Annotated in this window: 14 protein-coding genes; all 14 read right to left on the reverse strand. The window is 37.4% G+C overall.

Annotation, left to right across the window (positions count from 1 at the left end):
• Nucleotides 1–24: 24 nt before the first annotated feature.
• Nucleotides 25–1,626: a fumarate hydratase gene (locus ACSVH7_RS03120; RefSeq protein WP_438065229.1), complete on the reverse strand. Its 1,602-nt coding sequence runs from the start codon at nucleotides 1,624–1,626 to the stop codon at nucleotides 25–27.
• A 616-nt stretch (nucleotides 1,627–2,242) separates the two neighbouring features.
• Complete coding sequence (gene tnpA, locus ACSVH7_RS03125) at nucleotides 2,243–2,704, reverse strand: IS200/IS605 family transposase (protein ID WP_438065230.1); 462 nt, start codon at nucleotides 2,702–2,704, stop codon at nucleotides 2,243–2,245.
• Between the two features lie 319 nt (nucleotides 2,705–3,023).
• The gene (locus tag ACSVH7_RS03130) at nucleotides 3,024–4,463 is read right to left on the reverse strand and encodes a nucleoside recognition domain-containing protein (RefSeq protein ID WP_024980599.1); all 1,440 of its coding nucleotides are present in this window, start codon (nucleotides 4,461–4,463) and stop codon (nucleotides 3,024–3,026) included.
• 71 nt (nucleotides 4,464–4,534) lie between these two features.
• Nucleotides 4,535–4,903 carry a four helix bundle protein gene (locus tag ACSVH7_RS03135; protein WP_438065231.1) on the reverse strand — a complete coding sequence of 123 codons (369 nt, stop codon included), beginning with the start codon at nucleotides 4,901–4,903 and terminating at the stop codon, nucleotides 4,535–4,537.
• Between the two features lie 113 nt (nucleotides 4,904–5,016).
• Complete coding sequence (locus ACSVH7_RS03140; RefSeq protein WP_438065232.1) at nucleotides 5,017–5,730, reverse strand: 3'-5' exonuclease; 714 nt, start codon at nucleotides 5,728–5,730, stop codon at nucleotides 5,017–5,019.
• A 75-nt stretch (nucleotides 5,731–5,805) separates the two neighbouring features.
• The gene (locus ACSVH7_RS03145) at nucleotides 5,806–6,276 is read right to left on the reverse strand and encodes a methylated-DNA--[protein]-cysteine S-methyltransferase (RefSeq protein ID WP_438065233.1); all 471 of its coding nucleotides are present in this window, start codon (nucleotides 6,274–6,276) and stop codon (nucleotides 5,806–5,808) included.
• 417 nt (nucleotides 6,277–6,693) lie between these two features.
• On the reverse strand, nucleotides 6,694–7,089 hold the full coding sequence (locus tag ACSVH7_RS03150; protein WP_438065234.1) for a c-type cytochrome: 396 nt from the start codon (nucleotides 7,087–7,089) through the stop codon (nucleotides 6,694–6,696).
• Nucleotides 7,090–7,145: 56 nt separating this feature from the next.
• Complete coding sequence (gene hemB / locus ACSVH7_RS03155; RefSeq protein ID WP_438065235.1) at nucleotides 7,146–8,165, reverse strand: porphobilinogen synthase; 1,020 nt, start codon at nucleotides 8,163–8,165, stop codon at nucleotides 7,146–7,148.
• Nucleotides 8,166–8,198: 33 nt separating this feature from the next.
• Nucleotides 8,199–9,140 (reverse strand): DUF4421 family protein, encoded by a 942-nt coding sequence (locus ACSVH7_RS03160; RefSeq protein WP_438065236.1) that lies wholly within the window; start codon nucleotides 9,138–9,140, stop codon nucleotides 8,199–8,201.
• Nucleotides 9,131–10,033 carry an oxygen-dependent coproporphyrinogen oxidase gene (gene hemF / locus ACSVH7_RS03165; RefSeq protein ID WP_438065237.1) on the reverse strand — a complete coding sequence of 301 codons (903 nt, stop codon included), beginning with the start codon at nucleotides 10,031–10,033 and terminating at the stop codon, nucleotides 9,131–9,133. Before hemF ends, ACSVH7_RS03160 begins: the two co-directional genes overlap by 10 nt.
• A 46-nt stretch (nucleotides 10,034–10,079) precedes the next feature.
• Complete coding sequence (locus ACSVH7_RS03170) at nucleotides 10,080–10,472, reverse strand: hypothetical protein (RefSeq protein WP_438065238.1); 393 nt, start codon at nucleotides 10,470–10,472, stop codon at nucleotides 10,080–10,082.
• Between the two features lie 226 nt (nucleotides 10,473–10,698).
• Nucleotides 10,699–11,727, reverse strand: a complete 1,029-nt coding sequence (hemE, locus tag ACSVH7_RS03175) for a uroporphyrinogen decarboxylase (RefSeq protein WP_159689228.1) — start codon at nucleotides 11,725–11,727, stop codon at nucleotides 10,699–10,701.
• An 82-nt stretch (nucleotides 11,728–11,809) separates the two neighbouring features.
• Nucleotides 11,810–12,481, reverse strand: coding sequence for a uroporphyrinogen-III synthase (locus ACSVH7_RS03180; protein WP_438065239.1), 672 nt, complete (start codon nucleotides 12,479–12,481; stop codon nucleotides 11,810–11,812).
• 2 nt (nucleotides 12,482–12,483) lie between these two features.
• Complete coding sequence (locus tag ACSVH7_RS03185) at nucleotides 12,484–13,602, reverse strand: PDDEXK nuclease domain-containing protein (RefSeq protein ID WP_438065240.1); 1,119 nt, start codon at nucleotides 13,600–13,602, stop codon at nucleotides 12,484–12,486.
• Between the last annotated feature and the right edge of the window lie 56 nt (nucleotides 13,603–13,658).

Here is a 13,658-nt window from a genome sequence, read left to right on the forward strand (position 1 = left end):
TTTATTTAATGCTGAAAAGCGTCTTTACAAGTTGGCAAAGAAATCATTGCCTTTATCATCTGTAATAATAAAAGCAGGGAAGTCTTTGATGGTGATTTTGCGAACGGCTTCCATACCTAATTCCTCAAAATCGACTACTTCAACGGATAGGATATTTTCTTTGGCCAAAATCGCTGCGGGTCCACCAATAGACCCCAAATAGAATCCTCCGTAAGTTTTGCATGCGTTCATGACCTCTTTGGTTCGGTTCCCTTTGGCTAGCATTACCATACTTCCGCCATTTTTCTGAAATTCTTCCACATACACATCCATACGACCTGCGGTGGTGGGCCCAAAACTTCCTGAAGGCATTCCTTCTGGCGTTTTAGCAGGACCAGCGTAGTATATTGGGTGATTTTTAAAGTATTCTGGCATTGGTTTTCCTGCGTCTAACAACTCTTTGATTTTCGCATGGGCAATATCGCGAGCTACAATCAAGGTACCGTTTAATTTCAATCGTGTTTTGATAGGGTATTTAGACAACTCCGCCAAAATTTCTGGCATCGGCTTGTTCAAATCAATCTCGACAGCCGCTTCTAAATGAGGAGGTGTCTCTGGCAACAATCGTTTTGGATTCACTTCCAATTGTTCAACAAAAATACCGTCTTTCGTAATTTTCCCTTTGATATTTCTATCCGCTGAACAAGAAACTCCTAATCCAACTGGACAAGAAGCAGCATGACGTGGCAAACGAATGACACGAACATCGTGTGTGAAATATTTACCTCCAAATTGTGCTCCAATCTGGCTTTGTTGGCAAATGAGTTGTACTCTTTTTTCCCACTCCAAATCACGGAAAGCTTGTCCTGCCATATTTCCAGAAGTAGGCAAATGGTCAAAATAACCTGCAGAAGCTTTTTTTACAGCGGCCAAATTCGCTTCGGCAGAAGTTCCTCCAATCACCAAAGCCAAGTGGTATGGTGGACAAGCAGAGGTCCCCAAATCCATAATCTTAGCACGAATAAAAGCATCTAATGATTTCTCGTTTAGCAACGATTTCGTTTGTTGGTATAAATACGTTTTATTCGCTGATCCACCACCTTTGGCTAAAAATAGAAATTCATAGGAAGCGCCTTTTTTAGCATAAATATCAATTTGAGCCGGAAGGTTTGATCCTGAATTTTTTTCTTCAAACATGCTAATGGGCACAATTTGAGAATAACGAAGGTTTCTTTCCTGATACGTATTAAAAATTCCTTTAGACAAATATTCTGCATCGTCAGCTCCAGTGTATACATTTTCTCCTTTTTTAGCCATCACAATAGCTGTTCCTGTATCCTGACAAGAAGGCAATTCTCCTTCAATGGCAACAGCGGCATTTTGCAATAAATTATAAGCTACAAAACGATCATTATCGGTCGCTTCAGGGTCATCCAAAATGGCTCTTAATTTTTCCAAATGCGAAGTACGCAACATAAAAGAAACGTCTCTCATCGCTTCTTGCGCTAATAACTCTAAACCTTTAGGGTCAACGCTTAAAATCTCACGTTCCCCTAATTGGGCCACTTTTACAAAATCGGAAGTAATTTTTCGGTATTGGGTGTCGTCTTTCAAAATTGGATAAGGATCCTGATATATAAAGTCCATGGTGTATTTTTTTTATGAAAGGTAAAGATAAGAATTGTAGAAATACAGCCAATTGATTTTTGTCAGCTTATCTTTTAGAATGGGTATAAATTAAAACATCATTATTGTAGAATTGCTTTTATTCCTTATCAGATGCACTATTTACATTCGCCCAACGGATTGAAATCCGTTGCTACAATACATAGGTCGTTCCTCCGGAACTAGATTGTTTTATTTTTATCCATCAACGGATTGAAATCCGTTGCTACAATATAGGTCGTTCCTCCGGAACTTGATTGTTTTATTTCTTATCGATCAACGGATTGAAATCCGTTGCTACAATATAGGACGTTCTCCGGAACTAGATTGTTTTATTATTATCCATCAACGGATTGAAATCCGTTGCTACAATATGGGGCGTTCCTCCGGAACTTGATTGTTTTATTTCATATCGATCAACGGATTAAAATCCGTTGCTACAATATATATCGTTCCTCTGGAACTATTGCGCGTTAAAAAGAGCCATAGGCTCGGTTCATTTTTTAGGGCTGGACTTTAGTCCAGTTTAAAAAATAGATGAAGTAAATCAGAGCCATCGGCTCGGCTCATTTTATAGGGCTGGACTTTAGTCCAGTTATCAAATTAACGGTTCAAAAACATAGCGTTCCTCAAAAGGGACGTTGAATTTATCTAAAAATTCTAAATATTCTTGCTTGAAGGTTTTTTTCTTGTGATGCTCTTCCTGGTTGGCAACATATTTATAAACAGCATCAATTTGAGATTGACTATAAGAAAAAGCACCGTATCCTTCTTGCCATTCAAATCTTGAGATGGTTAATTTTTGATCGTTGATGTATTTCGATGATTTTGCTTTTACCGTTTTCATTAATTCAGAAATGGCAACTGTGGGTTTTAATCCCAAAAAACAATGAACATGATCTTCAACCCCATTTACAATTATCGTTTTACAACCAGTTTCATTAATCAAATGACCAATTACACCAAATAGTGTAGCTTTCCAATCATTAGCAATAACCGCTTCACGGTATTTTACACCAAAAACTACTTGAATATATACTTGATGATAGGTGTTGGCCATATATTTAAATTTTTCATTACATATCGATCAACGGATTAAAATCCGTTGCTACAATATATATCGTTCCTCCGGAACTATTGCGCGTTAAAAAGAGCCATAGGCTCGGTTCATTTTTTAGGGCTGGACTTTAGTCCAGTTAACAAAATGGATGACATAAAGAAGAGCCATCGGCTCGGCCAATATTGTAGCAACCGATTTTAATCCGTTGATATGAATGTTCATTTTGTTGCAAAGGATTTTAATCCGTTGATTGCGTGTTTCATTTTGTAGCAACGATTTTCAATCCGTTGACCGTGGATCATTATTTTATTACAATAATCTAAAAAAACCAGCTAGCCACGAAAATAGCCGTAATCACACAAATCACATCTACCAACAACATTGTTCCTAAAGCATAACGGGTATTTTTGATATTTACCGAACCAAAATAAACCGCAATTACATAAAAAGTACTTTCGGCGCTGCATTGAAAAATACTGCTAAGTCTTCCCGTCATCGAATCGGCTCCAAAAGTATTCATCGAATCAATCAAAAAGCCGCGTGATCCTGCCGAGCTAAACGGTCTAAGCAAGGCTACTGGCAATGCATCGGTGATTTGTTTGTTAACTCCCATATTAGAAAATGCAAAAGCGACCCAATTGCTCACAATTTCGAATAAACCACTATTTCGGAACAAAGAGATAGCGACCAACATACCCAAAACATAAGGAAAAATGGTTACTCCTGTTTTTACTCCATTATTGGCTCCCGTTACAAACGCTTCGTAAACTGTGGTTCCTGCCTCAGTAAATTTCTTTTCTTTTACAAAAGATAGAATCAGCGTAAAAGCAATAATGGCCACTAAAATTAAAGCCGAAAGATTAGAAGTAAAATAATTTTTGCCTATTAAATCCAAGTGATTCACATACATCAATAAACCTACGATAGCGGCGATTAAAACCATTAATCCTAGCACTAACGAAGCACTTTTAAAATTTATTTTTTGTTTTATACCTACAATTAAGAAAGCCGCGATGGTTCCGATGAAAGAAGTAATAATACAAGGCAACATTACATCGGCTGGATTGCTAGCTCCTGCTGCTGCACGATAACCAATGATAGAAGTAGCAATCAATGTAAGTCCCGATGCGTGCAAACACATGAACATGATCTGTGCGTCACTGGCTTTATCTTTTTCGGGGTTGATGGTTTGCAAACTTTCCATCGCTTTTAATCCAAAAGGGGTTGCAGCTGAATCTAACCCTAAGAAATTTGCAGCAAAATTCAAGGTCATATAGGAAATCGAAGGATGATTTTTAGGAATGCTTGGAAATACTTTTACGAACACTGGGCTCAATACTTTGGCTAGTTTTTCGGAAGCTCCTGAAATGATTAATAATTCCATTAATCCACAGAAAAACGCCAGGTAAGCCATCAATGGCAAGATCAAATCGAGCAAGGTACTTTTACATGTTGGCAAGAGCCCATCAGATTTTTGAACGCCGCTAAATACTTTGACTACTTTGTTTTTATAGACATAGGTAGTGTCGGCATTTAGGGTATCTCGGTTGATGACCATCGTTTGATCAGGTGCCTTTTTAAGACTGTCTTTGATAAAAACAGGCATTTGCTCTAGATAGTGTTCCGATAGTAAAATAGGATCGTCTTTTTTGCCATTCAAAACATGATCTATAGTATAACTATTACCCGAAAACAAACTCACTACTACAAAAAGGATGGAAGAAATAAATATAACCAACCAAAATCTGCTCAATACCATTTTTTTTATATTTAAATTTCAAAAATCAAATTCAAAAGTCAAATTCAAAAATTTGACCTTTGATTTACTTACTATTTTTTATTAATTATTATTTTAGATGCAATTGCTATTAATTCTTCAACTTCAATTAAAAGAAGAGTTCTAAAATCTTGACAACCCTCATTTATATAATTTAATATTTTTAAAGAATTCCGAGATTCTTTTAGCTCTTTTACAACTAATGCTAGCTTGAAGATTAAATCTTTATCGGTTACAGTTCCTTGCGATTCGCCAAAGTTTAAAGCTGAACTCCCTGATGAACGGATAAGTTGATTCTTATAATATTCGTTTTCATAGCTTTTTTCCAATTTTCGTGTAAAGAAAATACATTCTCCCGCAAAACGAATTAATCTGTCGTCTAAATTAAAAATTTTCTCTTTAAAAGGATTTGATTCCAGCATTATAAATTGACTTTTGCTTTTAAATTTGATTTTGACCTTTGCTTTTGCTTTTGATTTTTGACCTTTGAATTTGACCTTTGAATTTGACCTTTGATTTTTGATTTTGAAATTGTTTACACGTGAATAATCTCTTCGTCAATCAGTAGATCTTCTCTGCGAAGGCGAAGGAAAATCTGCGCCACGGCAATAGTATCTTTTTCGCAATAGGTTACGATGCGATCGATGTCTTTCTCAACATAAAAAACATGTCCGACTTGGCTGCCGTCGATATCGCCTTTGGAGGAAGGAATGCCAAGTACTTTACACATTAATTTTAAGGAAGTAAAATGCTTATAATCGCCAAATTTCCATAACTCTAAGGTGTCCAAATGTGGAATCTCCCAAGGTTTTTTGCCAAATAAATTGAGTTTATCGGGAATAGCCATTTGGTTGATGATCATTCGGCGCGCTAAAAACGGAATATCAAATTCTTTGGCATTATGACCACACAACAGGTGTTGCGGCTGATTAAAATGATTGTTGATTAGATTACTAAAATCCTTCAATAGCTGTTTTTCTTCACCAAAAAAAGAGGTGACTCTAAAATTACGAATGTCGCCTTTGATGATGAAAAAACCTACTGAAATACAAACGATCTTTCCAAACTCGGCCCAAATTCCAGCGCGGTCATAAAATTCTTCTGGTGTAAAATCATCTTTACGTTGGTATTGTGTTTTGTGATCCCAAAGTGCTTTCAATTCATCATCCAAAGTATTGAAGTTTTCTACTTCAGGAACGGTTTCTATGTCTAGAAAAAGAATGTTGTTGAGGTTTATTTTTTCGATCATTTTGTAAGTGATTTAGCCGTGAATTCACGAATTTAAATAATTGAAAATAAAATTCGGGAATTTGTGGCTATATTTTCAGAAAAGTATTTGTTGACCGGATGGACTTTCGTGTTCGAGTAGCCATTTTTTGCGCCACAATCCGCCAGCATAGCCCGTTAGTGAGCCATCGGTGCCTATTACCCTGTGACAGGGCACTACAATCCATAGTGGGTTTTTTCCATTGGCCGAAGCTACTGCTCGAATGGCTTTGACATCGCCTAGTTTTTTGGACAAATCCATATAACTACAGGTTTTTCCGTACGGAATTTCGAGTAGGGCTTGCCACACTTTTTGTTGGAATTCGGTGCCTTTGGGGTTAAGTTTGAAATCAAAATGGGTTCGATTGCCTTGAAAATAGTCATTAAGTTGGGTAACGGCGTTTTGTAAGACTGATGGAATTTCAGCGGAAACGTCTCCTTCATCGATAACGGAAATTTGAGTAATGCCGATGGCATCGCCTTTAATTTGAGCAATTCCTAGTGGTGTATTGATAGCAACGGTTTCCATAAGTTGGTGTGAATTGAACCGCAAAGTACTAAAAGTTTTTGGATGAATGGCGGAGATTCTGCTACGGATGAAGCTAATTTATATGCCTTTTGTGGTTGAAAAAAAAGGTAACCGCAAGGTTCGCAATGAAAAAACTTAAATGACCTTAAATAGTTAAAAAAGATAACCGCAAAGGCCGCAAAGATTTACGCAAAGTTCACAAAGAAATAACTTAAATGACCTTATATACATTAAATGATTTTAAAATTCATAGTACTAAACTGAATTCAAAAAAAAGAACCATTCGTTTGTACAAATGGTTCTTGTGTGGTGTAGCCCTGATCGTAACGGCATCCTTTGCCGCCGGGGTTCGGCGGGAAAGATATAGTGTAGAGCAGGAAATAGCTCCTAATCCTTCGACTTCGCTTAGGATTGTTCTTATTTCAAATTGGAATAGATGTAGGCTTCTAATCCTTTTAATTCTTCTTCGGACATGGCTTTGGTGATGGCTAAATTGGCTTTCATCACTTCATATTGAGCAGGATCCATAATGGGTTTTGCTTCTTCTTTTAAGAAGGCGATGAGGTTTCCATTTTGTGCTTTATAGGTTTTTGCCATATCTTGAATGCTGGGGCCAATCAGTTTGGCATCTACTTTATGACAAGCCACACAAGCTCCTTTTCCTTCGAAAATTTCTTTCCCTAGGGTTACAGGGGTGGCGGTAGTTGGTGAAGCAGCCTCGGTGGGTGTTTCGGTTTTTCCAAAAGGTTCTTGACTTTCTTTTTTACAAGAAACGACAAGTAAAACAGCTGCTAGAATGATAATTTTTTTCATAACAATTAATTTTATGTTGTTTTAGATCATTAGTATTGGGTTGGCTAGGGTAGTGGTTACTGATTTTGTTGGTTCAATAAAATAGCAGCTTCTTTGGCAAAATAGGTCGAGATTAAACTTGCTCCAGCGCGCTTGATACACATTAATTGTTCCATCATAATTTTGTCATGATCGAGCCAACCTCTTTCTGCTGCGGCTTTAATCATAGCATATTCGCCCGAAACATGGAAAACTGTAACGGGTACATTCACGGCATTTTTTACCTCACGCACGATATCCAAATAGGCGATTCCGGGTTTTACCATCACCATATCGGCGCCTTCTTCCACATCAGACAAGGCCTCTTTGATGGCTTCGATGCGATTGGCATAATCCATTTGGTAGGTTTTTTTGTCTTTGGGTACTTCGACAGGCTCAGTATCAATTTCGGCTTCTCTTGGGGCACTGTCTAGCGCATCGCGAAACGGGCCATAAAATGCCGAAGCATACTTGGCCGAATAACTCATAATCCCCACGTGATGATAGCCTGCAGCATCCAATCCTTGACGCAAACGCAATACGCGTCCGTCCATCATATCGCTTGGCGCTACAAAATCGGCGCCTGCCTCAGCATGCGAAACGGCCATTTTTACCAAAGCGTCGTTGGTGGAGTCATTTTCTACATCGCCATTGGTAATGATTCCATCGTGACCATACATAGAATAAGGGTCTAAAGCCACATCGGGCATAACAATCATTTCTGGACAAGCCGCTTTGATGGCACGAATGGCTTGTTGCATTAATCCGTTGGGATTCCAAGCTTCTTTACCGGTATTGTCTTTTAGCGATTCGCTAACTTTTACATAAATATTGACCGCACGAATGCCTAATGCATAAATTTCTTTGACCTCGGCAACTGTTAAATCAATTGAACGGCGGTAGATTCCCGGCATAGAAGGAATTTCGACTTGTACATTTTCGCCCTCTGCTATAAACATGGGAAACATAAAATCGGTAGGACTTAAAGTGGTTTCTCTAACTAAGCTTCGGATGGATTCGTTCACTCTTAAGCGACGGTTTCTGTGTAGTGGAAACATATTTTGTTGTTGTTTTATATTTTCAATAATTAACTAAAGACCAATAGCCTTAGCGCCTTTATCGTATAGTTGTTTTACTTTTTTAGGTGGATCAAATCGATAGCCTGCGGTCACTCTTAAAGTGGCAATGTTTTCATTGAATCGAACAGGATTGTTGTTGTTCTGCACAAAATTTGAATAATTTAAGTTTACAAAGGTAAAAAAAGAGTCTGAGTTATAGCCTAATTTTAGGTTAATAGTAGACTCAATAACACCAGAAAAATCGCCATCAACATCATTGAAGCCGGCCCCAACTGCAATTCCAGATGAGACTAAAACATGATTGCTAATAACCCAATTGTAGTAATACGAAGGTGCCAAAGTGGCCAACCAAATATTGCTTTTATTATCATCATTCCCATCATTCAAATTAAGATAGGTGTTATAAATTGACAAGGTTGGGATAAAACTACCCGAACTTTTGGTTTGCCATTGGTTTTGATTGGCAATGGTTTTGAATGAGAATTTAGGGTTAAAAATATAGGACGTTGTTCCTCCTATTTTGATGGATCGCATTCTCGGGAAAGAAGCGCTAAAAGTATCATCTACCGCATAAAACCCTTTTTGATTTACGTACAGAAACGTCTGCATCCATTGTTTAACGATGAAACGCGTTCCAAAATTGACCAAACGAGAATTGGAATTATCTTTATTTACATCAAAAAAAAGTGGTGAAACACCGTAGCTAATATCAATAAGTTTATAACTCAAACTAAATCCGATTTGTTCTCTCCTATTAGGAATCAAATTCAAATAATTAGTTTTCCCATCAGCTATTGAAGCAAATTGAAAACTATTGGAAGTATCAAAAAAATAAACACTTCCAATAACTTTATCGTCATACGACTTAAAATAGTTTTTTTGCACCGACGGCTCTTGTGCCTTGCAACACAAAAGTCCTACGAACCAAAAAAGTACTATTTTTTTCAAACCCATTCTTTTGGTTGCATTAATGTCGTAATCAATTTTTCTTCCTCACTTCCAACTTCTGGATGATGGTCATAGACCCATTGCACATGGGGTGGTAAAGACATCAAAATACTCTCAATTCTTCCGTTGGTTTTCAAGCCAAATAAAGTGCCTTTGTCGTGTACCAAATTGAATTCCACATAACGTCCTCTACGGATTTCCTGCCAAGTGCGTTGTTCTTGACTGTAGGGCAAATTTTTTCTTCTTTCGACAATAGGAACGTAAGCTTGAAGAAAACTATTGCCTACTTCGGTTACGAAATTGTACCAATCTTCCATACTCATCGTTTCAGAAGCTTTACAATAATCAAAGAATAAACCGCCAATGCCTCGCGCTTCGTTGCGATGTGCATTCCAGAAATAGGCATCGCACTGTTTTTTATATTTGGGATAAAACTCAGGATTGTGCTTGTCGCAAGCGGTTTTACAAGTTTGATGAAAATGAACAGCATCTTCTTCAAAAAGATAATATGGCGTTAAATCCTGTCCTCCTCCAAACCAAGAATTGATAACATTTCCGTTGTCATCGTACATTTCAAAATAACGCCAATTGGCGTGTACAGTGGGAACCATTGGATTTTTAGGATGCAAAACCAAACTCAAACCGCAGGCAAAAAAATCGGCTTCACCAACGTTGAATAATTTTTGCATACTGTCTGGTAGTTTGCCGTGTACTGCCGAAATATTGACACCACCTTTTTCGAAAACAGCACCGTTCTCGATTACACGTGTTCTTCCGCCTCCCCCTTCTGGGCGTTCCCAAAGGTCTTCTTTGAATTTGGCCTGACCATCAACCGCTTCTAATCCTGCTACGATTTGGTCTTGAAGGTTTTTTATGTAGGTGTAAAATTTGTTTTTCATAAGCCTCACCCCTAACCCCTCTCCAAAGGAAAGGGGAACTAGGAATTTATTTTGTGTTATTATTGATGTCCGTTAAAGCCGAAATTTTAGCATTGATTCCAAACGAAAACACCTTACTTTCTTTTTGGATAAAACGATAAACCGCAAGTGCTTTTTCTGAAAAAGAAAAGGGACTTGCTGCAGATAACGCTATTAAAAAATCAGCAAAGGATTCCATTTGATTCCAATCGAAATGAAGGCGCTGCAGATGAAGCAGCAAATCCTCTGGTGTAAAATCATTCAGACTTTCCAAATCCATTGCGAAGTCTTTTAACTCCACTTCGAGTGCCTCTTTTATGTCTAAATTCCAATCCAAAGGTGGCAATACTAAAGAATGCAACTGCTTTAGACAATGGTCTATTCGGGTACTTTCTTTATCTCGCAATCCTTTGCTTAGCATTTTCTTCTATTTTTTTTATCCAACGGTTTAAAAACCGTTACAATTAAATTCTTGTTCTTAATCAACGGATTAAAACCCGTTGCAATAACATTGTCGTTTCTTCGCCAACGGATTAAAATCCGTTGCTACAAGATTAGTCGTTCCTACGGAACTTTTTACAAAAAGAAAAAAGTATAAGTTATGTGTCTTTTTTTCTGAACACTAAATCCTGCCAACTGACCACTTTCTATTTCTTTCTATATTCCTTCACCGCATCAACAAAAGCCTTGGCGTGGTCTACAGGTATGTTTGGTAAAATTCCGTGTCCTAAATTAGCGATGTATTTGTCTGTACCAAATTCGTCAATCATTTCGTGTACCATTTTTTTGATGGTTGGAATGGGTGACAATAATCTTGACGGGTCGAAATTTCCTTGTAAAGTAATGTTTCCTCCAGATAAATAACGAGCATTTCTTGGTGTGCAAGTCCAATCTACGCCAAGGGCAGAAGCTTTACTTTTACCCATTTCGTTTAAAGCAAACCAGCATCCTTTTCCAAACACGATTACTGGCGTTACCTCAGCCAAAGCCTCAACGATTTGGTTGATGTATTTCCAAGAGAATTCTTGGTAATCCACAGGTGATAACATTCCACCCCAAGAATCAAAAATTTGAACGGCGTTTACTCCAGCTTTTACTTTTTCTTTCAAGTATAATATAGTGGTGTCGGTGATTTTTTGCAATAAGGTATGGGCCGCAACTGGATTAGAAAAACAAAAACCTTTGGCCGTATCAAAACTTTTGGAACCTTTTCCTTCTACGGCATAGCAGAAAATTGTCCAAGGTGAACCTGCAAAACCAATTAAAGGCACCTCATCATTTAGCATTTCTTTGGTCAATTTCACCGCATCCATTACGTAACCTAAGGTTTCTTCGATATTTGGAACAATCACTTGATTGACTTGCTCCATGGTACGAATAGGATTAGGAATAATCGGCCCAAGATTGTCTTTCAATTCAACGTGAATTCCCATAGCACGTGGCACTACCAAAATATCCGAAAACAAAATCGCTGCATCTGGTCCTACGATACGAATAGGTTGTACGGTAATTTCAGCAGCTAATTCTGGCGTTTCGCAACGCGTGAAGAAATCGTATTTGTCACGCAAAGCACGAAATTCTGGTAAATATCTTCCCGCTTGACGCATCATCCAAACTGGTGGACGTTCTACTGTTTCTCCTCGTAATGCTTTTAAAAATAGGTCGTTCTTTAACATAGTAATCAGTGTTCAGTATTTTAGTGTTCAGTCTGAACACCTTAAATTATTATTTTTTAGTTCTCTTTTTAAGTTTACCTCCTTAAGGATGGTATTCTTGAATTACATCATCTATCACGTCCTCTACAGAAGGTTGATGAGCCACAATGATGTTCTTTATTTTATTTTTTTCTAAAGCCTCGGCGGTGGTTTCGCCTATGCAAAAGCAAATTTCGTTTTTTATTTTGTTTGCTGCTAAATAACTTTCGACCGCAGATGGACTAAAAAATAGAATGCCATCTACTTTTTCCTGAATCGTTTGGGGAGACAAAGTGGTCGTGTAAACTTGAATCTCGTTGAAAACAATACCCGCACTTTGTAAAGCTTCGGGCAAAGTGTTTCTGCGAAGGTTTCCACTAAAAAAAGTGTAGCTCGCCTTACTATAAATTAAAGCAATAATTTCGGCCAAATCTTCGGCATAACCGGTGTAGGCAACGACTTCATAGCCTGCTTCACTAAGCATTATTTTGGTTTTTAATCCAACGCAGAAGATTTTTTTATGCTTAAATTCAGTTGCTTTGGGATGTTTCAAGAAATTTTTCACGGCATTTTGACTGGTAAAAATCAAATGCTCGTTTACCGAATCTAAAGAAAAATCCGTTGCGGTGGTTTGAATAAAATTGGTTTCGATTACATCAAAATGAGCGTCCAGCAAAGCTTGCTTTTGATTAGGCAAAAGTGTTTTGGTAGATAAAATTCGGATGGATTGACTCATTTTTATGTTTGTTTTTTGGCTGAAATAATAATCCTTTGAAATTCTTCTGCGGTTGGTAGTTTTCCAATCCACTCTTCTGGGAGTTGCTTACTCAAAATGTATTCAGAAACGCCTATTGGTTTATTTGCATTCCTTAAAGTATATTCTACTTCTAAATGGTCTTTGTTAGGAACTAGCAAAATGCCAATACTTGGTTTGTCGTCCTCTTGCTTTAATTGTTCGTCTAATAATTGTAAATAGAAATCAAGTTTGCCAACAAATTCGGGTTCAAATTCGACTACTTTCAATTCTACTGCCACCAAACATTTGATAATTCTATGATAAAAAAGCAAATCGATATAATACTCTTTTTCGCCCAGCGAAAGTCGGTATTGGTTGCCAATAAAACAAAAGCCATAACCCAATTCTAGCATTAAACGTTTGATATTTTCAATCATTGTTTTTTCTAACGCTTTCTCTGTAATCGGCTTATTGATGTCAAGAAAATCAAGACTATACACGCTTTTTATGCTTTCTCTCGCTTGTTCTTGAAAATGTTCAGGCAAGGCTTTTGCAAAATTATGTTGTGTTGGTTTTGAGATAAAATACTCATAAGCACCCGCCTTTATTTGGTGCAACAAAACCGCTCTACTGTATCTGTTTTTGATGGTTTGCTCTAAATAAAATATACGTGCTTTAGGGTCTTTAACTTTTTGAATAATTAAAATATTGTGTTTCCAAGGCACTGAAAACAAAAGCTTTTTTACATATTTTAAATGTGAACCAGCTTGGTTCACATTTGCTTTTTCTAAATTGAAGTTTTCAAAATGTGAAACCGGTGGTTTCACATTTGAATATTCGGCTACCAATTGCTTCATAAACTGAAGATTTCGGGGAGACCAACTCACACCTTCTCCAATTAATTGTGGTAAATCTTGACTCAACAATAAAATTACAGATTTACCCCACCCAAATTCTTCTTGCTTTTTAATAATGAGTTCACCAATTGTCCAATAAAGTTGATTCGAGATTGTTTGTACGGATTGGATGGCTTGCACTCTATGTTCTTGCACGGCAGTAGCTACATCCGAAAGAAATTCGTTGTAAGCATCTGACGAAATGTTGTGGTGCAATTGACTCATTTTTATGTTTTTTTCTGAAAAAGCCTATTGTTATTCTCTTAGCCCCGATGGGAGGG

Source organism: Flavobacterium sp. TSSA_36 (assembly GCF_051547165.1).
Lineage (GTDB): Bacteria > Bacteroidota > Bacteroidia > Flavobacteriales > Flavobacteriaceae > Flavobacterium.